The organism is Shewanella electrica (assembly GCF_022321485.1).
GTDB classification, from domain to species: domain Bacteria; phylum Pseudomonadota; class Gammaproteobacteria; order Enterobacterales; family Shewanellaceae; genus Shewanella; species Shewanella electrica.
Genome location: NZ_JAKOGG010000002.1, coordinates 325,069 through 351,323 on the forward strand (window position 1 = coordinate 325,069; position 26,255 = coordinate 351,323).

The 26,255-nt window shown below is 50.2% G+C and carries 23 protein-coding genes; 14 read left to right on the forward strand and 9 right to left on the reverse strand.

Annotation, left to right across the window (positions count from 1 at the left end):
• Window positions 1-40 precede the first annotated feature (40 nt).
• On the reverse strand, window positions 41-1,549 hold the full coding sequence (locus L9G74_RS04000; RefSeq protein WP_238894986.1) for a S10 family peptidase: 1,509 nt from the start codon (window positions 1,547-1,549) through the stop codon (window positions 41-43).
• Window positions 1,550-1,786: 237 nt separating this feature from the next.
• Between L9G74_RS04000 and yjjG the strand changes: the two genes are divergently transcribed.
• Window positions 1,787-2,461 carry a pyrimidine 5'-nucleotidase gene (gene yjjG, locus L9G74_RS04005; RefSeq protein ID WP_238894987.1) on the forward strand — a complete coding sequence of 225 codons (675 nt, stop codon included), beginning with the start codon at window positions 1,787-1,789 and terminating at the stop codon, window positions 2,459-2,461.
• A 22-nt stretch (window positions 2,462-2,483) separates the two neighbouring features.
• On the opposite strand, the gene L9G74_RS04010 is transcribed toward yjjG, so the two are convergent.
• Window positions 2,484-3,482: a sigma-54 interaction domain-containing protein gene (locus L9G74_RS04010; protein ID WP_238894988.1), complete on the reverse strand. Its 999-nt coding sequence runs from the start codon at window positions 3,480-3,482 to the stop codon at window positions 2,484-2,486.
• 278 nt (window positions 3,483-3,760) lie between these two features.
• Between L9G74_RS04010 and L9G74_RS04015 the strand changes: the two genes are divergently transcribed.
• The 5 genes from L9G74_RS04015 to L9G74_RS04035 all read left to right on the forward strand — a co-directional run bounded on the left by L9G74_RS04015 (window position 3,761) and on the right by L9G74_RS04035 (window position 8,383).
• The gene (locus tag L9G74_RS04015) at window positions 3,761-4,324 is read left to right on the forward strand and encodes an RBBP9/YdeN family alpha/beta hydrolase (protein ID WP_238894989.1); all 564 of its coding nucleotides are present in this window, start codon (window positions 3,761-3,763) and stop codon (window positions 4,322-4,324) included.
• A 286-nt stretch (window positions 4,325-4,610) separates the two neighbouring features.
• On the forward strand, window positions 4,611-5,633 hold the full coding sequence (locus L9G74_RS04020) for a sulfate ABC transporter substrate-binding protein (RefSeq protein WP_275297236.1): 1,023 nt from the start codon (window positions 4,611-4,613) through the stop codon (window positions 5,631-5,633).
• Window positions 5,634-6,482, forward strand: coding sequence for a sulfate ABC transporter permease subunit CysT (gene cysT / locus L9G74_RS04025; RefSeq protein ID WP_275297237.1), 849 nt, complete (start codon window positions 5,634-5,636; stop codon window positions 6,480-6,482).
• Window positions 6,483-6,514: 32 nt separating this feature from the next.
• Window positions 6,515-7,348: a sulfate ABC transporter permease subunit CysW gene (gene cysW / locus L9G74_RS04030; protein WP_438944547.1), complete on the forward strand. Its 834-nt coding sequence runs from the start codon at window positions 6,515-6,517 to the stop codon at window positions 7,346-7,348.
• Between the two features lie 3 nt (window positions 7,349-7,351).
• Window positions 7,352-8,383 carry a sulfate/molybdate ABC transporter ATP-binding protein gene (locus L9G74_RS04035; RefSeq protein ID WP_238894990.1) on the forward strand — a complete coding sequence of 344 codons (1,032 nt, stop codon included), beginning with the start codon at window positions 7,352-7,354 and terminating at the stop codon, window positions 8,381-8,383.
• Window positions 8,384-8,463: 80 nt separating this feature from the next.
• Here the strand turns inward: L9G74_RS04035 and L9G74_RS04040 are convergent, their stop codons facing one another.
• Window positions 8,464-9,750, reverse strand: a complete 1,287-nt coding sequence (locus tag L9G74_RS04040; RefSeq protein WP_238894991.1) for a sugar MFS transporter — start codon at window positions 9,748-9,750, stop codon at window positions 8,464-8,466.
• 311 nt (window positions 9,751-10,061) lie between these two features.
• On the opposite strand from L9G74_RS04040, the gene L9G74_RS04045 reads away from it, so the two are divergent.
• Genes L9G74_RS04045 through L9G74_RS04055 form a run of 3 tightly spaced genes read left to right on the forward strand, consistent with a single transcriptional unit; the run spans window position 10,062 to window position 13,795 of the window.
• Window positions 10,062-12,161: a TonB-dependent receptor gene (locus L9G74_RS04045; protein ID WP_238895171.1), complete on the forward strand. Its 2,100-nt coding sequence runs from the start codon at window positions 10,062-10,064 to the stop codon at window positions 12,159-12,161.
• Between the two features lie 46 nt (window positions 12,162-12,207).
• The gene (locus tag L9G74_RS04050) at window positions 12,208-13,272 is read left to right on the forward strand and encodes an ATP-binding protein (RefSeq protein WP_238894992.1); all 1,065 of its coding nucleotides are present in this window, start codon (window positions 12,208-12,210) and stop codon (window positions 13,270-13,272) included.
• Window positions 13,265-13,795: a response regulator transcription factor gene (locus tag L9G74_RS04055; protein WP_238894993.1), complete on the forward strand. Its 531-nt coding sequence runs from the start codon at window positions 13,265-13,267 to the stop codon at window positions 13,793-13,795. Before L9G74_RS04050 ends, L9G74_RS04055 begins: the two co-directional genes overlap by 8 nt.
• 405 nt (window positions 13,796-14,200) lie before the next feature.
• Here L9G74_RS04055 and cyaB read toward each other — a convergent pair whose 3' ends face one another.
• A complete protein-coding gene (cyaB, locus tag L9G74_RS04060) occupies window positions 14,201-14,764 on the reverse strand; it encodes a class IV adenylate cyclase (RefSeq protein WP_238894994.1) in 564 nt (187 codons plus the stop codon).
• A 316-nt stretch (window positions 14,765-15,080) separates the two neighbouring features.
• Window positions 15,081-15,554: a LabA-like NYN domain-containing protein gene (locus tag L9G74_RS04065; protein ID WP_238894995.1), complete on the reverse strand. Its 474-nt coding sequence runs from the start codon at window positions 15,552-15,554 to the stop codon at window positions 15,081-15,083.
• Window positions 15,555-15,789: 235 nt separating this feature from the next.
• Between L9G74_RS04065 and L9G74_RS04070 the strand changes: the two genes are divergently transcribed.
• From L9G74_RS04070 to L9G74_RS04085, 4 genes are all read left to right on the forward strand, one after another.
• Window positions 15,790-17,040 (forward strand): DEAD/DEAH box helicase, encoded by a 1,251-nt coding sequence (locus tag L9G74_RS04070; protein WP_238894996.1) that lies wholly within the window; start codon window positions 15,790-15,792, stop codon window positions 17,038-17,040.
• 298 nt (window positions 17,041-17,338) lie between these two features.
• Complete coding sequence (locus L9G74_RS04075) at window positions 17,339-18,169, forward strand: substrate-binding periplasmic protein (protein ID WP_238894997.1); 831 nt, start codon at window positions 17,339-17,341, stop codon at window positions 18,167-18,169.
• Window positions 18,170-18,238: 69 nt separating this feature from the next.
• Window positions 18,239-19,006, forward strand: a complete 768-nt coding sequence (locus L9G74_RS04080) for a substrate-binding periplasmic protein (protein ID WP_238894998.1) — start codon at window positions 18,239-18,241, stop codon at window positions 19,004-19,006.
• A 548-nt stretch (window positions 19,007-19,554) separates the two neighbouring features.
• Window positions 19,555-22,356, forward strand: coding sequence for a TonB-dependent receptor (locus L9G74_RS04085; RefSeq protein WP_238894999.1), 2,802 nt, complete (start codon window positions 19,555-19,557; stop codon window positions 22,354-22,356).
• Window positions 22,357-22,481: 125 nt separating this feature from the next.
• Here L9G74_RS04085 and L9G74_RS04090 read toward each other — a convergent pair whose 3' ends face one another.
• On the reverse strand, window positions 22,482-22,973 hold the full coding sequence (locus L9G74_RS04090; protein ID WP_238895000.1) for an aldo/keto reductase: 492 nt from the start codon (window positions 22,971-22,973) through the stop codon (window positions 22,482-22,484).
• Window positions 22,974-23,096: 123 nt separating this feature from the next.
• Between L9G74_RS04090 and L9G74_RS04095 the strand changes: the two genes are divergently transcribed.
• Complete coding sequence (locus L9G74_RS04095; protein ID WP_238895001.1) at window positions 23,097-23,507, forward strand: GFA family protein; 411 nt, start codon at window positions 23,097-23,099, stop codon at window positions 23,505-23,507.
• A 72-nt stretch (window positions 23,508-23,579) separates the two neighbouring features.
• Here L9G74_RS04095 and L9G74_RS04100 read toward each other — a convergent pair whose 3' ends face one another.
• The 3 genes from L9G74_RS04100 to L9G74_RS04110 form a co-directional block, all read right to left on the reverse strand.
• Window positions 23,580-24,683, reverse strand: coding sequence for a hypothetical protein (locus tag L9G74_RS04100; protein WP_238895002.1), 1,104 nt, complete (start codon window positions 24,681-24,683; stop codon window positions 23,580-23,582).
• Window positions 24,684-24,776: 93 nt separating this feature from the next.
• The gene (locus L9G74_RS04105; RefSeq protein ID WP_238895003.1) at window positions 24,777-25,346 is read right to left on the reverse strand and encodes a LemA family protein; all 570 of its coding nucleotides are present in this window, start codon (window positions 25,344-25,346) and stop codon (window positions 24,777-24,779) included.
• Window positions 25,347-25,482: 136 nt separating this feature from the next.
• The gene (locus L9G74_RS04110) at window positions 25,483-26,253 is read right to left on the reverse strand and encodes a LytR/AlgR family response regulator transcription factor (RefSeq protein ID WP_238895004.1); all 771 of its coding nucleotides are present in this window, start codon (window positions 26,251-26,253) and stop codon (window positions 25,483-25,485) included.
• Window positions 26,254-26,255 lie beyond the last annotated feature (2 nt).

Sequence of the window (26,255 nt, forward strand, 5' to 3'; positions counted from 1 at the left end):
CTAAGGTAAGCTGCGGGCCGCCGGCAAGGCTGACTAGCTGTTAGTCGGCATCGCGAGCATTAACGCGGTAAAACTGTTGAATATCTTCGGCCAGTTGTTCGAAATCTGGCTGATGCAGATAGATCATATGGCCCGATTCATAGTAAGTGCGGGTCACGCGTGACAGATCGATACCGTATCTTGCAAAGGTATACTCGGCATCAAAAAACGGCGTGGCGTAATCGTAGTAACCGCTGGCGAGTAAAATATGCATGCTTGGGTTTTTACGCATCTCTTCCGACAAGCTGTATGCACTGTTGACATAGCTGGGCTCGCTGCTGCCGTCGCGGTCATACACCCAGTTGCGATTAACTTCGCTGGAACTGACCACATATTCGCGTGACCAATTCACTTGCAAATCGTTGGCTAAATAATGGCGTAAGGCGGCGTTGTACGCTGAGGAGATGGCGACGCTGGCAGCATCGTAATGCGGGCGCACATCCAAATCATCTAACTCATCATTTTGATAGCGTGAATCTAAGCGGCCAACGGTTAAACCTTGATCGGCCAATAACAGCTTCACGTGGCGGCCAGCTTCCACCCGCAGATTAGCGCGTTTGATGATCTCCACCGGTAACCCAGTGAAGTAGGCCAGCTTGTCGGCAATAGCATCAAACTCCGCTTTGGGTAACAGGCTGCCTTTAAACAGCGCCGGCAGATAGGTGTCTACCGCAAAGCTTTTTGCCTGTTCCACCAAAGCTTGCACGCTGATGCTGCTTTTATCAATCTTACCGTGGTACCAAGCGGTTGCCGCCATGGTTGGCAGGTAGGTGACATAAGCAAGCAGGTTATTCGCTGCTGGCGTGCTGCCGGTGTAATCCAACGCTTGGCTGATCAAAATCAGCCCATTCATGCGCATAGGATTCGCGCGGTCGTCGAGGTAGGGTTGCATCGCGGCTGCGCGAGTGGTGCCGTAGCTTTCACTGGCGATATATTTGGCCGAGTTCCACCGGTTATTTTGTGCCACCCAGCGCTTCACGATCTGGCTGACCGATTTAGCATCCTCTTCTAGGCCCCACACATCGGCTGCGGTGCCTTTGCCTGCCAATTTGCTAAAGCCGGTGCCGATAGGATCGATAAACACCAAATCGGTTGTATCAAGTGGGCTTAATGGATTGTCTTGCAGTGTGTATGGTGCGTTGCCTGCATCTTTGGCATCGCTTGGTACAGATACGATTTTCGGGCCAAACAAGCCCATATGCAGCCAAATAGACGCCGAGCCTGGGCCGCCGTTGAACACAAATGTGACTGGGCGATTCTCTTTGCTGTTGGCGACATAAGCGGTAGTCACGGCATCAGCGATGACATCGCCTTGGTCGTTATACAGATGCATATTGCTTACGGTAGCGGTGTAGTTAATGGTTTTACCGTGAAATTTGCCCTTGTGTTCGGTGGCAAACGTTTGCAACTGCGGCACGTCGAGCGCGCTGGCCTCTGACGACGTAGTAGGCGTTTGTGCCCACGCAGGGACGCTGCTGAGCAAACAGCCGATAAGCAAGAGTTTTTTCATTAAGTTGTCCTAATTTCTGCTCGCCACGAGCTGGCGAATTTCTACTGTCGAGTGACATTTGTTATGCGGCCTATCATAAGGGTTAACTTAACCATAATTAAGGCAAGATCGGGCTGAAACATCGGTGTAACGGTACTATTTGGTGAACAAATGTTACCGAGGATGATATTTGTACTTTTGGCTTAAATGTTGGTGGGAAAGCCGCTACACTGCGTGCCGCTAACTGAGGAGTGCTTGATGCAGTACGATTGGATACTTTTTGATGCCGATGAAACCTTGTTTCATTTTGATGCTTTCCGCGGCATGCAACTGATGCTGGAACGCCAAGGCGTGGTGTTGACTGAGGCGGATTTTCAGCAGTACGAACAGGTAAATAAACCGCTGTGGGTCGCCTACCAAAATGGCGACATTACCGCCGACGAACTCAAACATACACGTTTTAAGCGTTGGGCAGAGCAGCTAGGCATTGTTCCTGCGGAGCTTAACCGCCGTTATATGCAAGCGATGGCCGATATTTGCAGCTTGTTACCCGGTGCCGGAGCGTTGATAAACGCGCTGCACGGTCAAGTGCGGATGGGCATTATTACCAACGGTTTTACTGATTTGCAGAGCGCAAGGCTGGAGCGTACTGGGCTGGCATCGCACTTTGAGCACATCATCATTTCTGAAGAGGTGGGCGTTGCTAAGCCCGATCCGCGGATTTTCGAGCATGCCTTAACCCTGATGGGCAACCCGGATAAACAGCGAGTGTTGATGGTCGGCGACAATCCGCATTCTGACATTCTTGGTGGACTGAATAGTGGTATTCACACCTGTTGGTTTAATCCGCGCAGCGAGGAGTTGCCGGCAGCTATCCAACCCCATTACCAAGTGAGTTCGCTGGCAGAGTTACAGGCGCTATTGCTGGCTTAATCGCCGATGTCTCAATATTGGTTCAGTCTGCCAACTCTCGCGGCGACAGCTGTGAAAAGTTCTGCCGCGTAATACCGTAGTTACGCATTTTTGAACGCAGCGTATTGGGATTAAGCGCCAGCAGTTTGGCTGCACCAAACGGCCCTTCAACTCGACCGTGGCAGTGGTTGAGGGCGCTGGCAATATGCCGTTTGACCACTTCATCTAAGGTGGGGAAATCGCTCGATGGTAAAATGCTGGTGGTTGTAACTGTCGCGCTTAATGCCTTGGGCGCTGCGCTGGGTAAAATCAGCGATTCCTCAATCGCCAAATATTGTCCCTGCCCAAGAATGGCGGCGCGTTCCACAATCACTTGCAACTCGCGCACATTGCCCGGCCAATGGTATTGCTTGAGGTAATCAATCTGCTGCGGCGTGGCTAAGGTCAGTGGCAGCCCGAGCTTGTCTGACGCCTTTTGCGCAAAATGCGCCGTCAATGCGGCGATGTCTTCACTACGATGGCGCAACGCGGGCAGGGTGATGGGAAAGACATTGATGCGAAACAGCAAGTCATCGCGGAATGCACCTTCGGTGACGGCTTCAGCCAAATTGCGGTGGGTAGCGGCAATAATACGCACGTCAATATTGATCTCTTGCTCACCGCCGACCCGAAATAGCGTGCCTTCTTGCAACACCCGTAGCAAACGCACCTGCGCCGCTAGGCTCAGTTCTCCAATCTCATCGAGAAACAGCGTGCCGCCATCGGCGCGTTCAAACCAACCCCGCTTTTGTGTCGCCGCGCCAGTAAAGCTGCCTTTTTCGTGGCCAAACAGCTCGGAGTCGATCAGTTCGGCGGGAATGGCACCGCAGTTGACGCGAATAAAGTTGCGGCTAGCGCGATGCGATTGCTGGTGAATATAGCGGGCAATCAACTCTTTGCCTGAGCCGGTTTCGCCAAGGATCAATGCGGTGGAATCGGTTTGTGCTACCAAATCCACTTGTCGCATGGTGGCTTTTAAGCCTTGCTGTTGCCCAATAATCATCCTTGCTGCCTCACTCAAACTCACAGAACTCCAGTGAGATTAAAAGGATTAAACGTTATTTATAAATGTATTTTTATTTCTATATGGAATAAAAAATTATATGCGTTGCCTCATCATTGCTGCCAGTGTTGTTACATTGTCCATAAAAACAAGTAGTTATTTAGCGAGCGTGAGCAACGGGGGCACCGTTGCTAAGCGGCTGGCATGGCCTGTGCTATCTGCGGTGAATCGCTAATAACAGCTAACCACGGTCATCAACTGCAGTATGGAGCATCTATATGGATAAGATTTTGGTCGTCCCCGGATATCAGGGCAGTAACGAACAGCACTGGCAAACTTGGCTACAACAACAATATCCGCAGGCAGAACGGCTGGCGGACATTGATTATCAGCGGCCCATTTTGCGGCACTGGCGCAAACATATTCAGCAGTATCTGAAAGCGCAGTCACAGCCAGTGTTTATTGTGGCGCATAGTTTTGGCTGCTTAGCCGTAGCGGCGGCGATTGCCGATTTTGCTGATAAAGTCAGTGCCGTATTGTTGGTGGCTCCCGCTGCGCCACAGCATTTTGTTAGCCGAGGCTTGGCGCGTGAGTTTCCCAGTTTGCCAAGTATCAGCGCCGAGGTGCCAACCAAATCACTCAATACCTCGGGTATTCTGATTGGCTCACGGGATGATCCGTGGATGTCGTTTACCGAAGCCACCACTTTGGCAACCCACTGGCAGCTGTACTTTTACGATGCGGGTTTTGCTGGGCATATCAATGCCCACTCCGGTTATGGCGCATGGCCAGAATGTAAATATCTGCTCGATACCTTGCGCAGTGGCTGCTGCAATGTCTAACAGGGAAGGGGCTATGGGTCTTTGCTGATTTTTGCTACAGCATGGTGCGCGTGATTTAGACAACGCAGCTGATGCGCGGTGTTCTTCGCCGTCAACAGCTCTGAGCGCGAACGTGTCCTCACTAAAAAACTACGAAATATAAATGTTTTTTAGTTATTAAAACGGTATTAATTATACCCAAAATTAAAATGTTGATAAAAATCAGCAGTATGCGGTTTGGCATTCTTTTTGTAATTGCAAGGTTCGAGTAATCGCTCGTTATCTATCACGCAATGAGGCTAAAGGAATGACGATAAAACATGGCGTAACACTACTGCTTTCTACCGTACTTTTGGGGTTGTCTGCGCACGCTTGGGCTGAGACCAAAACCTTGCTTAACGTTTCGTACGATCCGACTCGCGAGTTCTATCGCGAGTTCAATCAAAGCTTCAGTGAACACTATCAACAACAAACGGGCATAGAGGTGCAAGTGCGTCAATCGCACGGTGGCTCGGGCAAGCAGGCGCGAGCGGTGATTGATGGCCTGTCAGCCGACGTGTTGACCTTGGCGCTGGCTTACGACATTGACGCCGTGCAGAGCCGCACCGGCGCCTTTGATGCTAACTGGCAGCAGCAACTGCCGCACGCCAGCGCGCCATACACCTCAACCATTGTGTTTCTGGTGCGTAAGGGCAACCCGAAAAACATTAAAGACTGGGATGACCTGATCAAACCGGGCGTTGAGGTGATTACCCCTAATCCGAAAACCTCTGGCGGCGCGCGTTGGAACTATCTGGCGGCGTGGGCTTACGCCAAACAGCAGTTTAATGGTGATGAGCAGCAGGTAAGAGCCTATGTGGCTGAACTGTATCGCCATGTGCCAGTACTGGATTCTGGCGCCCGCGGCGCGACGAACTCATTTGTTCGCAATGGTTTGGGGGATGTGTTGCTGGCGTGGGAGAACGAGGCGCTGCTAGCGACCGAAAAACTGCAAGACGCCAGCGAGTTTGAAGTGGTGGTGCCGTCGATCAGTATTTTGGCTCAGCCTCCGGTGGCAGTGGTGAGTAAAAATGCAGCGGCGCATGGCGTGACAGCGGAAGCCAAAGCCTATCTTGAGTATCTCTACAGCCCTGCGGCACAACGGTTGGCGGCTAAGCATTTTTATCGCCCAGTCAAGCCAGAATATGCCGATGCTGAGGATCTGGCGCGTTTCCCCAAGGTCAAGTTAGTCACCATTGATGATGCATTTGGCGGATGGCAGCAAGCACAACAACAGCATTTCAATGATGGTGGTGTGTTTGATCAACTCTATCAGCCGGGAAGCAAATAGATGCGGCTGACGAAACATTATTCGGTGATCCCTGGGCTGTCGCTTAGCCTAGGGTACACGCTGTTTTATCTCGGGTTGATTGTGTTGTTCCCCATGGCGGCGCTACTTGGCAAAACCATGTCGCTCAGTTGGCCGCAGTTTTGGGCGGTGGTGACTGAGCCGCAGGTGGTGGCGTCCTATAAGCTCACCTTTGGTACTGCGTTGGTCGCCGCCATTATCAATCTGGTGTTTGGCACCTTGGTGGCTTGGGTATTAGTGCGTTATTCGTTTACCGGCAAGCGGCTGATTGATGCCTTGATTGATCTGCCGTTTGCCTTGCCCACCGCAGTTGCGGGCATTGCGTTAGTGGCAATCTACGGTCCACATGGCCCGATTGGCGCGCCGTTATTGGCGTTAGGCATCAAAGTGGCTTATACGCCGCTGGGCATCACCTTGGCGTTGATCTTTATCGGTTTTCCGTTTGTGGTAAGAACGGTGCAACCGATCCTGCAAGACTTTGAAACCGAGCTAGAGGAAGCGGCCGCCGCCTTGGGTGCTAGCCGGTTTTACACCATTCGGCGGGTGATTGTGCCGCACTTATTGCCGTCACTGCTGACCGGCTTTGCCTTAGCGTTTGCGCGTGGTGTGGGGGAATACGGCTCGGTGATTTTTATCGCTGGGAATCTGCCATTTGCGACAGAGATTACGCCGTTGCTGATCGTGGCCAAGCTGGAACAGTTTAACTACGCCGGAGCCACTGCCATCGCCTGCGCCATGATGGCATTTTCACTGCTGATGCTGTTTTGTATCAATAGTTTACAAAGCTGGCTTGAACGGCGCGAGCAGCAACATACGGGAGTGATGGCATGACACAAGTAACAACGCCCATCTCCACGCGGCCGTTGATGCAGGTGCATCCGTCGGCCACCGCGGAACCCGCTTTGGTGCGGCGAGTGCTTACCGGCATTGCCTTACTGTTTATTGTCGGCACCTTGGTGCTGCCACTGTTGATGGTACTTTACGAAGCATTTCGCTCCGGTTGGTCGGTGTATCAAGCGTCGATTACCGAGGCTGATGCCTTGGCCGCAATCAAATTGACCTTGTTGGTTGCGGTGATCGTTGTGCCGTTAAATCTGCTGTTTGGTGTCGCTGCCGCGTGGGCGGTCGCCAAATTCGATTTTACGGGCAAACGGGTGCTGATGACGTTAATCGATTTGCCGTTTTCGGTGAGTCCGGTAATCGCGGGGTTGATGTTTATTTTGCTGTTTGGCACCGAGGGCTGGTTTGGTGACAGCTTGGCGCAACTAGGAATTCAGGTGGTGTTTTCGGTGCCGGGCATCGTGCTTGCCACGGTATTTGTGACTTTTCCTTTTGTCGCCCGCGAGTTGATCCCGCTGATGCAATCGCAGGGAACGGACGAGGAGGAGGCGGCACGCATGCTCGGTGCCTCGGGCTGGCGGATTTTCTATTCCATCACGTTACCGAACATTAAATGGGCACTGTTGTATGGGGTGATCCTCTGTAATGCCCGCGCCATGGGCGATTTTGGCGCGGTGTCGGTGGTCTCCGGCCATATTCGCGGCCTGACCAATACGCTGCCGCTACACGTTGAAGTGCTCTATAACGAGTATCAATTTACCGCGGCGTTTGCCTGCGCCTCATTACTGGCGTTACTGGCAATTGTCACCTTGATTATCAAAGAGCTGTTACAGCGTCATCAGTCTGTTGGAAGGTAGTTAATGAGTATTCAAGTTACGGGACTTTATAAACATTTTGGCAATTTTACCGCGTTAGATAACGTCAGTATTGAGTTTCCTACCGGTGGTTTAGTGGCGCTGCTCGGACCGTCAGGCTGCGGCAAAACCAGCCTGCTGCGGGTGATCGCCGGATTAGAGCGGCCAGATTCTGGCAGCGTGCATATTCATGGCAAGGATGTGTCGGGGCTGGATATTCGTGATCGGCAAATTGGCTTTGTGTTTCAACACTATGCCTTGTTTCGCCACATGACAGTGTTTGAAAATGTCGCCTTTGGTTTGCGCGCGAAACCGCGCTCGCAGCGACCTAACGACACCGCTATTCGCGCCAAAGTAAATCAGTTATTGGCCTTGGTGCAGTTGGAATGGCTGGCGGATCGTTATCCCGCGCAGCTATCGGGTGGGCAGCGGCAGCGAGTGGCATTAGCCCGCGCCTTAGCGGTTGAACCGCAAGTGTTACTGCTCGACGAACCTTTTGGCGCGCTCGACGCCAAAGTGCGCAAAGAGTTACGCCGCTGGTTGCGGCAACTGCACGATGAGTTGCATATCACCAGTTTGTTTGTCACGCACGATCAGGAGGAGGCGTTGGAAGTCGCCGATCATATTGTGATTATGAACAAAGGCCGTATTGAGCAGCACGGCACGCCAGAGCAGATCTATCACGCGCCGCAAACCGAATTTGTGTACCAGTTTATTGGCAGTTCCAATGTGCTCTATCACAATGATCATGGTTATTCGTTTGCCGCTGACGGCCAAGATGAGGCGTTAAAAAGTTACTGTCGGCCGTACGATTTTCAGGTGTCTGCCGAGCAGCAACACGGCAGTTTGCCCGCCAAAGTGATGCGTAAACTACCGCTGGGCAATACCATTCGTATTGAAGCGGAAGCGCTGTTGCCAATGGCGGAGTCGGCCATTATCGATGTCGATTTGGCACATAACGATCCATTGCTGGCGCAGATCCATCAGCAAGATGTTATCTGGTTAGCGCCACGGCGGACGGTGCAATTTTCGCGCTAAACGTCGCGGATGGAGAGCAAGTGGAACACCGATGCCGCAGTGCGACCTGTTAACGCACTGCGGCATCAGTAACGCGAGGATTAGTGGCGTGGGCGATAACCGCGCGCGCCGTACCAAGCGATATAGATATAACACAGGATCGGTAGTGCTAATGCAATGTGCAGGCCTGCCGCATCGGCCACTTTACCGACCACCACCGGCACAATCGCGCCACCTACAATCGCCTGACACAGAATGCCCGAACCTTGCGAGGTGTGACGTCCCAGCCCCGTCAGCGCCAAGCTGAAGATGGTTGGGAACATGATTGAGTTAAACAAGCCGATAGCGATGATTGACCACATGGATGCCGTACCAGAACTCAGTACTGCAACCGCCAATAGTGCCACGTTCACAATCGCGTTGAAGGCCAAGACTTTGTTGGCTTTCACGTAATACATCACGGCGGAACCAATAAAGCGACCCACTAGGGCGCCGCCCCAATAGTAACTCACGTATTTGGCGGCTTCCGTTGCGGTAAAACCGGCGATGTTAGGCAATTCCAAGAAGTTGATCATGGTCGAGCCGATGGTCACTTCCGCGCCAACATAAGCAAACAGCCCTAGCGCACCTAACACGAGGTGCGGGTATTTCCATGCGGAACCTGACTTATCATCGTGGTCCAGTGCTTGCTCTTGTTCCTCTTGGCGCATGTCAGGCAGTTTGAGTGCTGCAAAGATAGCGGCTAACAAGCCCAATGCGATGGCGAGTAGCAGATAAGGAAACTTAACCGCATCAGCCTCTTGCAGGCGCATGGCAGCGTCAGTGACCGCACTGGTGTCTACCGAATGCGCGGCAGAGCTAAGGATCAACAAGCTTCCCGCCCATGGCGCCAACGTGCCCCCGAGCGAATTTAACGCTTGGGTAAGGGTTAGACGGAATGATGCGGTTTCTGGTTTGCCGAGAATAGTGACATAAGGATTGGCCGCCACCTGTAATATGGTGATCCCCGATGCCAGAATAAACAATGCGCCCAAGAACAGCGGATAGAGCTTAGACATTGCGGCGGGGATAAATAACAAACATCCCACGGCGGCAATCAACAAGCCCACCACTAGACCCCATTTGTAACCCACGCGTTTCACCAGCGCCCCAGCTGGCAACGACATGACAAAATAGGCGCCAAAAAAGCAGAATTGGATCAGTAACGCTTCGAAATAGTTAAGAGAAAAGGCGTTTTTAAGGTGGGGAATTAACGTGTCATTGAGATTCGTAATAAAACCCCAAACAAAAAACAGCGTCGATAGAATCACTAAGGCAAACAGGTAACCTTTAGCTTGATTGTGCTCCGATGTTTTTTGCGGTGTGCCCATTAGCGGTGAAGCTGCCATGGTGTCATACCTCTGTTAGTAATAATTGTAATGAGTTGCGGCGTAAAAGCCGCGCCGCACTATGCCGCTAAAGTCGCGGCTTGGCAAGGTAGTTAATAACTTACTAAAGTTAAAAATTGTTCATTGTTTCACGGGTGTTGAGCAAGATGTAGGGCTTGTTATCGGCTTGGGTTTTATTGCCGCACCGCTTGTAAAATAGTCGCTGCAAAACACGACAATTTCAGTGCGACAATTTGCCACAGTTATTGATCCGGCGTTGTTATTTATCATTGTCAGCAAATTCACCAAGTTAATAAGGTTTTCGCGTGAACATGCCGTCAAATGCGCCGCTGTTGTTGTCCTCTCTTGCTCTGGCTGTGTTAACCATTTTCCCTAGAATTAGCCAAGCAGCTTCGCTAGAACATATTGAAGTCACTGGCGAACGCTTACATCAACATCACGCGGGGGATGCCTCGCAACGTTTACAACAATTAGGCGTCGATTTTTCGGCCGCAGGTGGTGTGTCGGCGCTGCCGGTACTCAACGGTATGATGGGCGACCGCATCAAAGTGCTGATTGATGGCGCAGATATCACTGCTGCGTGCGCTAACCAGATGAATCCGCCGCTGTCGTATATCTCCGCCAATCAAATCAGCAACGCGCGGGTTATTGCTGGCGTGTCGGCAGTAAGTGCTGGAGGCGACAATATCGCCGGGGTGATCAGTGTTGATGCGATTGCGCCAACCTTTACTGATAGCGATGAGTTGCAATGGCAGCAAGGTTATCTCTCCACTGAGTATCGCAGCGTCAATGATGGCGTGAACATCGGCGCCGGTGCCAGCATTGCCAGCAAGCAATGGTTTGTCGAATATCGTGGCAATTACCAAGATGCCAACAGCTATGAGGATGGTCATGGCGATAAAGTGGCTGACACTCTGTATCGCAGCCAAAACCACAGCTTGATTGTGGCGTGGCGTGATGAGCTGCAACAGTTCAGCGCCAAGCTTAGCCATCAATATATTCCGTTTCAGGGTTTTGCTAACCAATACATGGATATGACCAACAACCGCAGCAGCGGCGTTAACTTAGCTTATCAGCGCCAATTTAATGCGGGCGAGTTGGCGTTAACAGTGAACTGGCATGGTGTGTCGCATGAGATGGGCTTTTTCACCGATGAAAAGCCCGGCACTATGCCAATGAATACCGACGGTGATGATTACAGTTACAGCGTGCGCTGGACCCAACCGATACTCAACGATGGTGAGTTGCGCTTAGGCCAAGAATATTTTGATTTCCGCCTCGACGATGTTTGGCCGGCGGTGCCGGGTTCCGCCATGATGGGGCCAAATGACTACGTCAATATCAACCACGGCAAACGGCAACGCGTCGCGGCATTTGCCGAAATAGATAAGCCGTTGTCAGCGCGCTGGTGGCTGTCTGCGGGGCTGCGTTACGAGCATGTCACGACCGATGCCGGTGCGGTACAAAATTACAATGATGGCATGGGCATGGGCGGAATGCCGGGTATGGGCATGGGTAGCGCTGATGCACAAGCGGCCATGGCATTTAATGCCGCAGAGCGTAAACAGCAAGACGATCTTATCGATGCGGTACTGCAACTGCGTTATCAACTGAGCGACAGCCAACAACTGGAGCTGGGGCTGGCTCGCAAAAATCGCGCGCCCAACTTATATGAACGTTACAGCTGGGGCAGAGGCGTAATGGCCTCAACCATGATTGGCTGGCTGGGTGATGGCAACGGCTATGTGGGCGATATCGATCTCAAGCCAGAAACCGCCTATACCGCCAGTGCCAAATATTCACTGGAACAAACCCAATGGCAATTTAGCAGCAGCGTGTGGTACAGCCGCGTGCATGACTATATTGATGCGCAGGTGATTGGTCAGTTCAACAGTAGCGGGTTGCCAACTGGGCAACGTAACTTGCTGCAGTTCAGTAACGTCGATGCCACGTTATACGGCATCAATATGGTTGCCAGCGCCCAACTACTCACCGGGCAACTGGGGACGTTGAGCTTAACCGCTCAACTGGCGGCGACGCGCGGCGAACGCGATGACGACAACCAGCCGCTGTATCAAATCAAACCGCTGCAAACCGATGTGGGGTTAGTGCATCAACTGGGCGATTGGCAAAGTCGTTTAGTGTGGCAATTTGTTGGCAGTAAAACGCGGGTGGATGATAACCGCAGGGAAAATCCTACCGGCAGTTACCATTTACTCAACCTGCAAAGCCAATGGACTGTGGGCAGTGTGACCTTGTCTGCTGGCATCGATAACTTGCTCGATAGCTATTATCAACTGCCGCTCGGTGGCGTCAGTGTTGCCGATTATCGAGCCGATAATAGTGTGGGATTCCAGCAGCTTGCGGGGCAGGGGCGTTCGGTTAATCTCGGGCTAACTTACCAATTCTAATAGGTTTAAGGTAAGCTACGCCGATTCAACAACGACGGGGAACACCATGCTACTGCTGGCGATTTTAGCTTGGCGCAAGTGGCAACGGCTGAGCGTACTCACCACGCTCAGCTGGTTACTGCTAGAAGTGCTGCTACTGAATACGGCATTTGCGCTGAATGGCGCCGCCAGTAATCCGTTTAGTGCGGTGTTGCTGGTGCCAGTGGTATTGGCCTACATGCTACTGCCGTGGTGGCCCGCGATGACGGTATTGGTCAGCAGCATTGCGGCGCAATTGATCCAACTGCTGTTGTTGCAGCACAGTGAACATCAACCGATGCTGCACCATTACTACGGCATGGTGTTCGGCTTTGTCTTTACCAGTGTGATGATGGCGGCGGTAGTGGTGTATTTTCGCCAGCGGCTGCAACAGCGCGAAAATGCAATCCGCGCCATGCGTGAGCGGCAACTACGCAGCGAGCAGTTGTTGGCGATTGGCACCGCCGCAGCGCAGTTAACCCACGATGTTGCTACGCCAATCCAGTCAATTCACTTGCTGCTCGAAGAGGTATTAGAGCAGCCCAACGTCAGCCCTGCATTGCAACAATTGGCCGAGCAGTTTCAACGTGTTGAAGGGCAGCTTGCGCAATGGCGCCAGATGGCGAACGATGTGCGTGAACAGCGCAGCTCGGTGATTTCGGTCGCGTCGTTATGGCAATCGTTACAGCATTTGATGCGTTTGTCGCGCCCAGAGGCACCGTTGCAGTGGCAATGGCTACAAGGCAACAACCAAAGCACATTAATTGCCGATGGCACCTTATTACCGGCGCTGACCAATATGATCATCAACGCTTGCGAAGCGGCCGCCCGTACGCCACAACCTCAAGTGCAGATCCGCAGTGAAGTCTCTGAGCAACAGTGGCAACTACAGATAGAAAACAGCGCTGAACCGCTGTCTGACGCTGAACTTAGCCGCTTAGGCTTGACGCTGGTCGCCAGTGACAAAGGCCACGGTTTGGGCGCGGTGCTCAGCAATGCCACCATTGAAAAGTTCGGCGGCACAGTGCATTGGCAACAGCAGCAACAGCAAGTGATTACACTGATCTCGTTACCGGTAACCGCCCATGAATGAGCCAAAGGCTACCATCTTGCTGATTGATGATGACGCCACCTATTTAAGCGTGCTGCAACGTCGGCTGCGGCAAGCCAGTGAGTTTGAGGTGATCACCTGCCAATCGCTCACCGCGGCGTTGGCGCTGCCCGCGCAACCGCTGCATGGCATTTTATTGGATATGATGTTGGACAATGAATCGGGGCTGGCGGGGATTACCGCGTTAAAGCAACATTTCACGCCCCGCCATCTGATCATGTTGACCGGCTACGCCAGCATTGCCACCACCGTGGAAGCGATGCGCCGTGGTGCCACCGATTACTTGGCTAAACCGGTGGGATTGAATGAATTGTTGCAACGTTTGCAGCAAGGCGAGGTTACGCCAGCGCCAGCCACGCCGATGACACCGGCACAGGTGGAATGGGAGCATATTCAGCGCGTATTGCTGGAGCATGACGGCAATATCTCCAACACCGCCAAAGCGTTAGGGATTCATCGCCGCACTCTGCAACGCAAACTGCAAAAATACGCACCAGTGCGATGAACCCTTCGGGCAGCGACAGAACGTAATTTATTCAGCGTTAGGTGCTTGTTGGTGGAGAATACCTACACCGCACATCACCTGCTTTGCCTAAATCACGCGCTGGCAGCTGAAAAAACAACCAGCAAAGGTCAATAGCCTCTAGGGAAAGTGCGAACAAGTCTTCGCGACGCTCTGGATTGGTAAGCCATAGCAGTTCAAGGCAGCTAACTGCGGGCATGCTGAAGCATGGCAAAGTTAGCTAACGAAGAAATGCATGAGCTTACAAATCCCCGTAGGGCGTGGCCTACAGCTTCATCTGCTACGTTGCAGTTTTTGCAAAGGGCTCACCATTCGCGGCAAACTGCGCCTTGCATCTGAAAGCTGTATGCTCACGCAGAACACGCACGGGACTTATTCGCACCTTCCCTAGATATCTTGTTGGCTGAGTTGTTCGATAAACATCTGTTTGTAGGATTTCGTTTGTAACGCTGAACGTGTGAGACCGAATTTACTTGCCAATGCTTCCAACTCGATTTTGTAACTAGCTAACTTGGATTCATCATCAGTCATGATGGCAAACTCGACAAAATCGCCAATGCCTTTCAAAGTGTCAACGGTGACGTGGAAATTGCCAACGAAATAAATGCTGCGTGTTTTTTCAGCTTTTAACACAATCACATAGCCCATAGTGGTCAACATACTGCGGGCACTCTCGGCATCTGTAATATTGGTTGCTTCACATCGATCTGATTCTGGACCTTTAACTATCCACAGCTTGATGCCAGACGGTTCCATGGTACGAATACAAAGACTTTTACGCTCCGCCTGTAATGCACCATCGGCAGAATCAAAATACCAGTCACATTCCGTATTATTCTCTAGCATTACGTCGTGAGGGATTTCTGTCAGAGTTTTGAGAAAAGATGATTTTGAATCAATATGATACTTTAATTCAACTTCGTACTTTCCTTGGAAATGGGCAGTTTTCATAGACAAACTCGATATAAAAGAAGCATGGTAGCATCGAGGTACATTTAGAACTTTGAGTGCATTCATAACTCTCGTATCAAACCACACTGCCAAGTGGCATGAGCCCTAGACGGTGAACTGCCAGCGGTAATTATGTAACCTCGCAATATCTGTTGAATACAGCAAAGGCGTGGCGGCTGCGATGTTATCGATGGGGCAATTCCACCACGCCATCGCAAGTATCAATGAGATTTCAGCTGTTGTGACGGGGGCGTTAGCGGCGGGATTTCCGCCGACAATAGCGTAAGGTGCGACAACGTTTGTCACGAATGAGCAGCTACAGCAACAGTTGGTCATCAATGGCAATAAAATGGTCAGCGGCATGCACCAACGCAGCGGCGGTGAGAGGCGGGACGCCGTAAACTTCCACCGATTTGTGGTGGTTTTGCTGTAGCGTTTGTACTAATGGGGCAAAGTCGCCGTCACCGGAAACGAGCACCACTACGTCAGCCTCGCTGGTTTGCTCTAGCGCATCAATGGTGATGCCGACATCCCAATCACCTTTGGCTGAACCGTCGGCGCGCTGAGTAAAGGGTTTGAGTTTTACCTCAAAGCCAATCGCTCGCAAAATGTTTTGAAACTCCCGCTGTTTACTATCGCCACGGTCAATCGCATAGGCGAATGCGGCGACCACTTGTCGCCCTTGCGTCGCTTGAGCCCAAAAACGGTTGTAGTCGAAATTACGTCCGTAAGCTTGGCGGACAGTGTAATAAACGTTTTGTACATCAACCAATAAGGCGACTTTTTCCATAGGATATCTTTGACTCTGACAATATTGCGTTAACACCGCGGTGCGGCGATGGTAGCAGATTTAGCCGCTGAATATTGGCGCAATTTGCCCGTTGATATGTGCCGTGAGTGTTGGATACGTGGCGGCAATGCCTGGTTCATGGTGAAAACAACGATTCCCGATAACTCTCGGCTGACTTTTGCGCGTGCAATGCTACAATCGCGCCGTCTTTATTTACTGTCAGCGGTGCTTGTTTATGAGTTTTTCCTCCCTTGGTCTTCACGCGGATTTATTGGCTGTACTTGATGCGGTGGGTTATCAAACGCCAACGCCAATCCAATCAGCGGCGATACCTGAAGTGCTAGCGGGCAATGATGTGATGGCGGGGGCACAAACTGGCACCGGCAAAACGGCTGCTTTTGCTGTGCCACTGATCCAGCGCCACCTTGCGCGTGCGCCCTCAGACAAGGCGATTCGTGTACTGGTGTTAACGCCGACACGTGAACTAGCGCAGCAAGTACACCAAAGCTTTGTGAAATACAGCCAAGGGTTAGGGCTTAATGCGGTCGTGGCTTATGGCGGCGCCAGTATTAATCCGCAGCTTGAGGCGTTAAGCCAAGGTTGTGATGTGTTGGTAGCAACGCCGGGGCGCTTGCTGGAACTGGCCTTCAAAGAACTGATCGACCTCAGCACACTGGAAACGCTGGTGCTTGATGAAGCCGACCGCATGTTGGATATGGGCTTTATTATCGACATCAAGCGCATTCTCAAACGGTTACCGGCATCGCGGCAAACCCTGTTCTTCTCGGCCACCTTTAACGACGAAGTGTTTGCGCTGAGTAAAACACTACTCAAGCAGCCGAAGCTGATTGAAGTGGCTGAACGCAATGCCACCGCCGCGAAAATCGAGCAACGCTTTTACGAAGTGGATAATCAACGTAAAGCAGGTTTAATCGCATACCTGATTGGTTCGAAAAACTGGCAACAAGTGCTGATCTTCACCCGTACCAAACAAGCGGTTGATGAACTGGCAAAAGAGTTGGCAAAAGATGGCATCAGCGCCGCGACCGTACATGGTGATAAATCTCAAGGCGCACGTGATCGTGGTTTAGAACAGTTTAAAGCGGGTCAAGTGCGGGCGCTGGTGGCAACGGATGTGGCTGCGCGCGGTTTAGACATCGAGCAACTGCAATACGTGGTCAACTACGAGCTGCCATATAACGCCGAAGACTATATTCACCGCATCGGTCGCACCGGCCGTGCAGGGCAGGCAGGCTTGGCGGTGTCGCTGGTGTCGAATAAAGAGAAATATCTGGTTGAAGATATTCAAAAGCTCACTGGCGAGCAGTTTATGTTGCAATGGCTGGAAGGTTTTGAACCTAATCTGCTGGCGCAAGAAGAGGCGAGTAGCAGTAAACGCCAACCGTCGAAAAAGAACTTGCGTGCTAAAGCACTTGGGCAGGGCGGTAACAATAAAGCCAGATCGGGTAAACCGCGCCGTCGCTAATGGGCGACGCTCTGGACTGATAAGCAATTACCGCAGCAGGCGACTGGCGTGCTTGAGTATGGCACCGTTGGCATCCGACAAGCGACGGGCGCAGGCTGTTTGAACCTCAGGAACACCACATTGATGATGGAATGCGTCGCGCCCGTCAGCCTGAATAATGGCAGGCTTGGCGGCTTGGTACATCCCTCAGTTAAACCGCAAATGATACGGGTAAGTGTCAGTTATCATTACTAAAACGGCTCACTGTCAATGCGAAATTAGTACAAAAGATTTATAGCGTCCGCCCTGAGTCTCAACTATGTTGAAGCTATCTATTCATCACGGTGGTGACGTTATGAAACTGCGCTGGATTATCTGGTTAACATTGTTGGGTTGGTCGTGGCAGCTCTCGGCGGATGAGTTAGTGGTGCTGAAAGCGGATTTTCGTCCGCGTCCGCCAGAGATGCGCTATGGCAACACGCCACAAAGTTTTGCCGGGCCATTAGTGGTTATTTTAGAGCGCGCCTGTGAACGAGCAGGTTGCAAAATTGAATGGCAAGATAAACCCTTTCCACGTTCGATGCGTGACTTGAGCCTTGGCCGAATCCATATCGTGCCGAGGCTTATTTTCAATCAGCAACGGCGAGAGATTGCGCAGTATATCGGCCCCATTGCCATCAAAGCTAAACCCATCATGTTTATTGGCCATCTCGGCAAAGATATTATGCATGAAGAGCAACTGCTTGAGCAGCGGATCGGCGTTAAACTCGGCACCTATTACTCTGATTTTATAAACTATGATAATCGCCTCACGCGCGTCGCTGCTGCCGACGATGCTAACTTGGCTAAAATGTTTGCCGCAGGCCGGTTTGACTATTTAGCTGTGCTTGATAAACGTAGTGCCGAAGCGGCGTTTAAAGAGATAGGTTTTAGCGATTATCACTACACCAGTTTTGCGTTTCCAAACCGTATGCCGATTTACTATGGCTTTTCCAAAGCGGCGGATCATCAAGAGTTTGTTGGCAAGTTGCAGTACCAATTAGAAATGATGATTACGCAGGGTGAAATTGAAGCCATCTATCAACAAGACAACGAATATCCAACCGCCAAAACATCTGTGATATTGCCAGCAGATATGCTCGGTAATTAGCTCATTTTTCGCCAGTTCAGATAAGTTCTCCCTTATACTTAGGCGGTAGGAGTTATCGGAGTGGGTTAAATGGCACGAATAGTCGGCCTGTGGTGTGTTTGGTTAGTGTGTTTCTCTGCCGTGGCAGAGCCTAACGCTAGTTCTGATCCTATCAATTTATATTTCACAGGACGTCCGCCGTTCATTTGGCGCGATGATGCTGGACAGATGCACGGCATCAGTTACGAGATTGGCGAGCAAGTGTTCCAACGTGCTCAAATTCCCTACCAATGGATAAAAGCCCCGTCTGCGCGGGTTAATCATTACTTTATTACCGATAAACAGCGCTTGTGTTTAGTTAACTGGATCTACACCGACGAGCGTCAAAAACTTGGGCGTATCTCGCTGCCGACATATCAAGAACAGGATTATGTGGGGGTCGTCCCCAAAGAGAAAGCCGACAAATATCGTGGGCGTGAGATTGCTGCGGTGCTTGACGATCCCACCACCATAGTGCTGTTCAAAGAGGGCTATGCTTACAGCACTGTGCTGACCAAACTGCTGATCAACATGAAGGCTCCTAAAGTCGATTACCGTGGCACGCAGACGCATAATCTACGTTTGATTGCGGAGAAACGGGCCGACATTGCCTTTTTTGAGCAGCAGGAACTGGCGTTGATTTTACAGCAACAACCTGATCTGGGTGACAAGGTGGCGGTTGTTAATTTCCCTGGGCTAAACACCGAGCCAACCACGCGTCATGTCATCTGTTCTAAGTCAGTGACCGAGCAAGAGATGCAAAAAATTAATCTCGCGATTGAAGCGCTACAGCTCACTCGTTTATCACAGGGCAACTAATGGCCGGTGGGGGCTATACACGTAATAAATATATTGCAGAATGAGTTGTTATAGTAATAGGTAAATACTATTTAAAATCATATTTCATTCTGTATTGTCGATTTATTTTGTGGAGCGATAAAATATTGGGTGTGGCTTTTATGATGAATTTCGACAAGTCATGTTCATTCATTAGTCTAATAATAATTGTCGTTAAAATAACATTTTTTTAGTCTTTAAGTTTCTTTAAGTTTACGCGCTACTCACTGCGCGGATAATATTTTTTTCGTATAATTCGCGGTCTATCTAGCCTACTGTCATTAACATCTTCGCTTATTGAATGTTTTATGGTTACTTTTTGGTAATTAAGTTTCATTTTTTGCTAAAGTAACGCTATTGCTTCTCGCTCAATTTTCCACGCCAATATTTCCTGTCATTGACAGAATATTTTCATTTCTATTTACTTATTTGTATTACAAAACTTGACTTAATTACATCGGTGTCAGTGGTTGAATAACCGGCAGTATTGACGACTATCAGGTTACTTTAAACGCAAGGGATGCATCTCCATGAGTAAATATCATCGACAAAAAGTGTGTAATGGTCTGTTTTACGTATCAGCTTTGTCGTTCGCTATCAGCAGTTCGCTCAGTTACGCGGCAGATGAAACTGACAAAGATATGGAAGTTATCCAAGTTATTGGTATTAAAGGTAGTTTGCAGCGTTCTATCTCAATGAAACGCGAGTCACTGCAAATTGTTGACTCCATTTCGGCGGAGGATATCGGCCAATTCCCTGACAGCAACCTAGCCGAATCTTTGCAACGTATCTCCGGTGTCGCCATTGACCGCAGCGGCGGCGAAGGGCAATCCATTACTGTGCGTGGCTTCGGGCCTGAATTTAATACGGTGTTGTTAAATGGTCGTCGCGTGGCTTCAGATACTGGCGCGCGTTCATTCAATTTTGATGTATTGCCAGCTGAACTCGTGTCCAGTGTTGACGTTTATAAGTCACAGCCCGCCAATATTGATGAGGGCGGCATCGGCTCAACCATTGTGATGCATACGCCACGGCCACTAAATTACGATGGTTTTAAAGCTGTCACCTCAGTAAAAGGCGTATATGAAGATCTTTCGGGTGAAGTCTCGCCCCAATTATTTGGCATGGTGAGTGACACCTTTGCTGATAATACCTTTGGTGTCTTGTTTTCTGTTTCTCATCAACGCCGTAAAAATGAGATAGAACGGATATTAACTGACGGTTACATGGTATTAAACCGTGACGATATGACCAATATTTCTGCCGATTTAGCCGCACAAGGTTATAGCGCTGATGATCAATTCTTTTTTCCGCAGAACTTAAATATCAGCCCAGTGAATGAAGACCGTAAACGCACCACGATTAATACCACCTTGCAATATGCACCCAAGAGTAATTTGGAATTTACCTTAGATGGTATGTACAGCAAGTTTGATGTAGAAGCGGATACCACCAACGTTGGGTTGTTTTTTACGCCTTCGTTGATTTCTGATGCGAGTTTTGATGAAAACGGTGTAGCAACTTCCGTCACCGAAAACCGTAATTTGGATGCGACCCGCGCGACACTGAGCCGTCCGTCGGAACTCTATTCTGTAGGATTCAACGCCGATTGGTGGATCAATGAAAACTTTAACCTCGCGTTTGATACGTCATGGTCGAAAGCTGAATCTGGTGGGGCAGAAGGCACCAATGTCAGCGTGATGGGCATTGCTATTGCCGAGCAAAATTTCAACTCTATCGATTACGACGCACAGGGCTTGCCTACGCTGTATGGCGTGTCGGATGCGGCGTTACTTGACCCGAGTATGGCGCGGGCGCACTTTAACATGCTGGGCTCGGGCGGCGGCCCATTTGGTGGTGGCCAAGATTTTAGTGATGAAATTCTACAACAGCGGATCGATGCCCGTTGGACGCCGTACTTCGGTAATTTGAACGAAGTGGCTTTCGGTGTGCAGTATTCGAAACAGAAACAAGCCGTCACCATCCGTGTCACCGATCCGCAAGTGACATGCGCGTACTGTGGTTTTGCCGTTGATGTGCCTGATTCACTATTCTCCGAAACCGGCATTGGCTCCGATTATCTTGGTGGTATTAGTGGGTTGCCAAGCCGTTGGTTGACGTTTGATATTGATGAAGCCATTGCCTATTTGGAATCGGATGAGGCGATGGCGGCGGCAGATGCGGCCAACAATGCACCTCCCGGAACCATGGCTGCGCTACTGGCGAGCACCAACGGCTTTGGTATTGCGGTGCAACCCAATTCATCTAGGGTAGAGGAGGAGATTATCTCCAGTTATCTCAACTTAGGCTTTGGCGGTTACTGGGGCGATATGGCGTGGAACTGGAACGTCGGCGCCCGTTATGTACACACCGAAACCACCGCTAAAGGTGTGTCGCAAGTGATGGTTGATATGGTGCGAGCAGCCGCGGATCTGTATACCGCTATATTTGATGGCGAGGCCGCCGTAGAACAAACCAACAAGTATGATTACTTTCTACCAACGACAGATTTTCGGTTAAATCTGACTGACGATTTGATTGCGCGTATGGCGTGGTCAAGAACGCTAACTCGGCCACCGTTAGGCAATTTATCACCACGCACCACTATTGGCTCAACTCGTCCTGGTAACTTATCTGCCTCAAGTGGTAACCCAGATTTAAAACCGTTTATCTCTGACAATATCGACGTGTCACTGGAATGGTATTTCCAAGAGAGCAGTTACCTTACCGTAGGTTACTTCCGTAAAGATGTGAAGAATTTCTTGGTGAGCACTGTTGAAGATCGCGCATTTCCTATCCTCGACTCAGAGAACCTATTTAACGGCGATCCTATCTTTGAAGTCAGCTTAGTGGACAACATGGAAAAGGCGGCGGTTGATGGCTTTGAAATCGGCGCGCAATACACCTTTGATAGCTTGCCCGGCTTTTGGAGTGGCTTCGGTGTTACGGGCAATGCCACGATTGTTGACAGTAATGCCGAGCTGAATGTTGAAGATACCACCCAAACCTTTGCGCTGGTGGGGCTTGGCAATACCTATAACGTCATCGGCTTTTATGACAAAGATGGTTTTCAAGCAAGGGTGGCGTGGAACCGTCGTGACCGCTTCTTGCAGAACGCTCGTGGCTTCGGTGGTGAGCCAACGTATGTGCAAGATTATGAGCAAGTGGATGTGCGCGTGAGCTATGACGTAACGGAATCGCTTCAGGTTTATGCTGAAGGCATTAACGTCACGGATGAGAAAACTAAGAAAGTAGGGCGCTACGATAACGAGATCTTGTTGTATGAACGCACCGGCCCGCGTTATACCGTGGGGATTACCGCCTCGTTCTAGTCGGTGAGATGACGATACGAGAAGGTATTAGGCCCCGCCAATGCTTAACACTGGCGGGGCCTAATTATCAATAACTAACACAGCGTTGAGTGAGCAACGGGAAATTGGGTGAGCACTTGAACGGGTTAGTCTTGCTGATAAACCGGGAAACCGCTGGCATCACCGTAATCTTTGATACGTTCCATAGCCTTCAAGGTCGCCATATCGGCATCAGAGATAACAAAGTCTACATCAGCGTTACTCTGCATATGCGCAGGATTGGCGGTTTTAGGCAGTGGCAATAAGCCTAACTGCAATACATAGCGAATACACAGTTGCGGAATCGATACATCGTATGATTCTGCCATCGCTTTAATCGCATCGTTTTTAAATAGCTCGCCATGGCCTACGGGTGAATAGGCTTCAACCAGCATGCCTTTATCTTGCGAGTATTTAATCAACTCAGTCGGTACATTGGTCGCGCGGGCTAAGATTTGGTTCACCACTGGTTTAACGGTGCAAGATGCCAAGATGTTGTCGATATCTTGTTTCTGGAAGTTAGACAGGCCAATTGCGCAGATTTTGCCCGCTTTCTGGGCATCTTCCTTCGCGGTTACCTTCAAAATATCGATCGGCACATCACCTGCCTTGCCTAAATAACGCTCTGCCTGCTGAAGAAGTAACCAGCAAAGATAAGTATTGTTTTGTGTGTCGGCGCTGATTAATCTGCTTAAAGAAATCACCTCATTTTAAGGAATACTATGAGCCAAACGCTTAAAGGTAGTTGCTGTTGCGGCAGCGTGAGTTTTACGGTTAAGGATGAATTTAGTCGTTTCTATTTTTGCTATTGCCAGCAATGCCGCCAACTTACCGGGTCGGCACATGCTGCTAACTTGTTTACATCACCAGCAAACCTCACATGGTTGAGCGGACAAGACCAACTGAAACGCTATGACCATCCTACGCGCACCTTCTCTAAAGTATTTTGCCGTGAATGCGGTTCCGCACTGCCGTTTGTCAATAAGAGTGGTGAATACCTTATTGTGCCTGCTGGATGTTTGCTTGATGCTCCAAGTATCGCGGTACAGGCGCAAATCTTCTGCGACGAACAAGCACCGTGGCATCAAGCGGGTGTCAGCGCCAAACGCTTCGTTGGATTTCCAGAAGCGTAAGCATGTGGGTTTCTTAGACGTAATACGGCCATGCGATAGACATGGCCTTAATGAAATATCTAAGCGAGTTGCTTAGAAATTACTGTCGTTGTACACCATCAGTTTGTGGGTAACATTCAGTAATTTATCCAATTTTTCTAATCGAGTTTGCTCTTTGAGCAGCTTCAATAACTGCTGCGGTTCATCTAACGATACCGGGCAATTGGTGCTCAGCAGATCAGCATCGGCGACGGTGATACACAAATCCCCTTGGTGGTTAAATTCCAAATTCACCTGACGCACGGCATCTTTGAGATCCAGCAGAATCTCAACCACTACAGGTTTAAAAAAGCGCGCAGCGGTCATCTCTTCCTCGGCGCGAGCCGTAAAGGCGCGGCGAAAATCTAGCGATGCCGGTTGCCATTTAGTGCCGCGATGACCACTGCTGCTATAACCCAATACGCTCAAGTCTTTGACATAGCCAAAAGGCAGAATGATGCCGTAGCGGTGGTAGTGGGTGTACGTGGTGCGGGTGCTGGTGCGGCCTTTGCTATCAGTGGTGGTGGTGGTGTGTTTATCGACGTAGTGGAAATCAAACGCCTCAAAATCGAACTGATGTTGTTCGCCTTGGTGATGTCCGCGGTAGAGGCGATCGATGCTTTGTTTATGGTTGCCACGATGAAACTCGCGAAAACGCAATTTGTAGGCATCGGCTTGTGTTTCTGGGGCGCAGTTCACTTCGGTCAGTTGATTATCCAGCAGTAAGTTTTTTTGCCAAATCGCTTGGGTTAAACCATTGAGACGACTGCGGCGCGAGATAATGATAAACACGGCGACGACTAACAGTAATACACATGGCGACCACGGTCCCAGCGGTAGTTGATGCAGAAAATACCAGGCATTCCACGCTGGCTCAGCCGCCCATTCGGGCAACATCTGAAACAGCGGCAAGCCTTGAGTCAGAAAATAAAACAGCACTAACAGTAATATGCTGATCGCTACTAACCACCATTGCAGCGTGTTGTTGTAGGCAATTTTCCCTTTAAAACTCAAGGCGGGATGCATCAGGCGGTAGAGTGCTTGCTCATCTTTTACCTGCCGTAAATCTTGTTTCATACTTTTGAGTAGCAGGTTGACTTGGGCATTCTGTGGATTGCAGAACAACCGTTTTATTCCAGTAATACTTGGTTCTGTCATGGCGTATGTGTTGGCCGCCAATAGTTGGCAGCGTCGCTTCCCTGTCTTGAAATGGTTAACGCCAGCGTTCACCGCTGGCGTCTATTGGATGGGTTAGAAATTCGGTTTGTATTCAAAACCGGCAGCGGCTTCGCTGTCATCAAACACTTGCAGTGTATGTTTATGGGTAAACATGCTGTTGACGATAGAGTTAGGGAAAATTTGGATGCCGTTATTAAACTGCTCAACATTGCGGTTAAAGATACGAATCGCTGCACCAATGTTGTCTTGTTGCTCAGTGATTTCGCGCATCAGCTTCAGATAGGTTTCTGAGGCTTTTAGATCGGGATAGGCTTCTACCGTCAGCGTTAAACCTTTGAGCAAGGCGCCCATGTGGCTCTCTGTTTGGCTCAGTGTTTTAACGTCGATAGTGTCGGCCGACAATTGCGTCAGGCTTTGACGTAACTCGGTCACCTTTTCGAGCAGTTGTTTTTCATGGCTGGCATATTTCGCAGCCACTTCTTCCAACGCTGGCAGAATTTTATTCTTTTGCCGCTCTTGCGCTATCACATCACTCCACGCCCGTTGCACTGCATTAAAACGGCCGATAATGGCGTTGTGGATCAAAATAATCGCGGCAATCACCACGCAAACGATGATGACGATTAACAGGGTTGGGCTCATCAGTTTTCCTTAACAATCAGCAATAAACATTAGGGCTGTTGACCTTTATGGAGCATCTCGTTCGAACAAAAAATCAAACACTAAAGGTCAGTAGTCCGCAGCTACTTTAACAGAATCAGTGCTGTGGGTTAACCAGTTAGCTTTTGAATTTACCCTGCATTGCGCGGCTGATGGGTAGGGCGCTGCCAGCAACGATAGCCTCCATGCCGGTAAGTGTGCGGCGTACTTTACTGATCTGCGCCACGTTGACCACAATGGCACGGTGGATCTGCCAGAATTGCTCGGGATCTAACTCCGCCAACAGTTGCCGTAATGATTGTCGCAGCAAATAGCTGTGCTGCTGACCGCCATCGTTGACCACCAGCGTGAGGTATTTGTCCTCGGCGCGAATGTACAAAATCTGCTCGGTAGCCAGCAGATGAATATCTTCACCTTTGCTGGCTTTAAGCCACTTGCTGTACTTCGGCATGGCTGGCAATAACTGGGCTGTTAATTGCTGCAATAGTTGCTGGTAGTCGGCATTAACTGGCTGAGTTAATCGCTGTTGTAAGCGTTGGCAGCAGTGGGCGAGGCGCTCCTCGATGACCGGTTTTAACAGATAATCTACCGCGTTGTTTTCAAAGGCGTTAACTGCGTATTCATCGTAGGCGGTGACAAACACAATCAGTGGCGGGTTGGCGAGTTGACTGAGGCAATTCGCTACCGTTAAGCCATCACTGCCAGGCATACGAATATCTAAAAAAATGATGTCGGGTTGCCATTCGGATACTAACGTCAAAGCCTGTTCACCGTTTTCGGCCATGGCGCTGATGGTTAATGAAGGCCACAGTTCGGCTAACATCTGTTTGAGGTGAAACCGCAGCAGCGGTTCATCATCGGCAATAATGGCACGGTGATCGGCCGCCATAG

What these genes read in the sequence shown, in the direction of transcription:
- L9G74_RS04000 (WP_238894986.1), bottom strand. Translation starts at nt 1,549, where the DNA reads ATGAAAAAACTCTTGCTTATCGGCTGTTTGCTCAGCAGCGTCCCTGCG.
- yjjG (WP_238894987.1), top strand. Translation starts at nt 1,787, where the DNA reads ATGCAGTACGATTGGATACTTTTTGATGCCGATGAAACCTTGTTTCAT.
- L9G74_RS04010 (WP_238894988.1), bottom strand. Translation starts at nt 3,482, where the DNA reads ATGATTATTGGGCAACAGCAAGGCTTAAAAGCCACCATGCGACAAGTG.
- L9G74_RS04015 (WP_238894989.1), top strand. Translation starts at nt 3,761, where the DNA reads ATGGATAAGATTTTGGTCGTCCCCGGATATCAGGGCAGTAACGAACAG.
- L9G74_RS04020 (WP_275297236.1), top strand. Translation starts at nt 4,611, where the DNA reads ATGACGATAAAACATGGCGTAACACTACTGCTTTCTACCGTACTTTTG.
- cysT (WP_275297237.1), top strand. Translation starts at nt 5,634, where the DNA reads ATGCGGCTGACGAAACATTATTCGGTGATCCCTGGGCTGTCGCTTAGC.
- L9G74_RS04035 (WP_238894990.1), top strand. Translation starts at nt 7,352, where the DNA reads ATGAGTATTCAAGTTACGGGACTTTATAAACATTTTGGCAATTTTACC.
- L9G74_RS04040 (WP_238894991.1), bottom strand. Translation starts at nt 9,750, where the DNA reads ATGGCAGCTTCACCGCTAATGGGCACACCGCAAAAAACATCGGAGCAC.
- L9G74_RS04045 (WP_238895171.1), top strand. Translation starts at nt 10,062, where the DNA reads ATGCCGTCAAATGCGCCGCTGTTGTTGTCCTCTCTTGCTCTGGCTGTG.
- L9G74_RS04050 (WP_238894992.1), top strand. Translation starts at nt 12,208, where the DNA reads ATGCTACTGCTGGCGATTTTAGCTTGGCGCAAGTGGCAACGGCTGAGC.
- L9G74_RS04055 (WP_238894993.1), top strand. Translation starts at nt 13,265, where the DNA reads ATGAATGAGCCAAAGGCTACCATCTTGCTGATTGATGATGACGCCACC.
- cyaB (WP_238894994.1), bottom strand. Translation starts at nt 14,764, where the DNA reads ATGAAAACTGCCCATTTCCAAGGAAAGTACGAAGTTGAATTAAAGTAT.
- L9G74_RS04065 (WP_238894995.1), bottom strand. Translation starts at nt 15,554, where the DNA reads ATGGAAAAAGTCGCCTTATTGGTTGATGTACAAAACGTTTATTACACT.
- L9G74_RS04070 (WP_238894996.1), top strand. Translation starts at nt 15,790, where the DNA reads ATGAGTTTTTCCTCCCTTGGTCTTCACGCGGATTTATTGGCTGTACTT.
- L9G74_RS04075 (WP_238894997.1), top strand. Translation starts at nt 17,339, where the DNA reads ATGTTGAAGCTATCTATTCATCACGGTGGTGACGTTATGAAACTGCGC.
- L9G74_RS04080 (WP_238894998.1), top strand. Translation starts at nt 18,239, where the DNA reads ATGGCACGAATAGTCGGCCTGTGGTGTGTTTGGTTAGTGTGTTTCTCT.
- L9G74_RS04085 (WP_238894999.1), top strand. Translation starts at nt 19,555, where the DNA reads ATGAGTAAATATCATCGACAAAAAGTGTGTAATGGTCTGTTTTACGTA.
- L9G74_RS04095 (WP_238895001.1), top strand. Translation starts at nt 23,097, where the DNA reads ATGAGCCAAACGCTTAAAGGTAGTTGCTGTTGCGGCAGCGTGAGTTTT.
- L9G74_RS04100 (WP_238895002.1), bottom strand. Translation starts at nt 24,683, where the DNA reads ATGACAGAACCAAGTATTACTGGAATAAAACGGTTGTTCTGCAATCCA.
- L9G74_RS04105 (WP_238895003.1), bottom strand. Translation starts at nt 25,346, where the DNA reads ATGAGCCCAACCCTGTTAATCGTCATCATCGTTTGCGTGGTGATTGCC.
- L9G74_RS04110 (WP_238895004.1), bottom strand. Translation starts at nt 26,253, where the DNA reads ATGGCGGCCGATCACCGTGCCATTATTGCCGATGATGAACCGCTGCTG.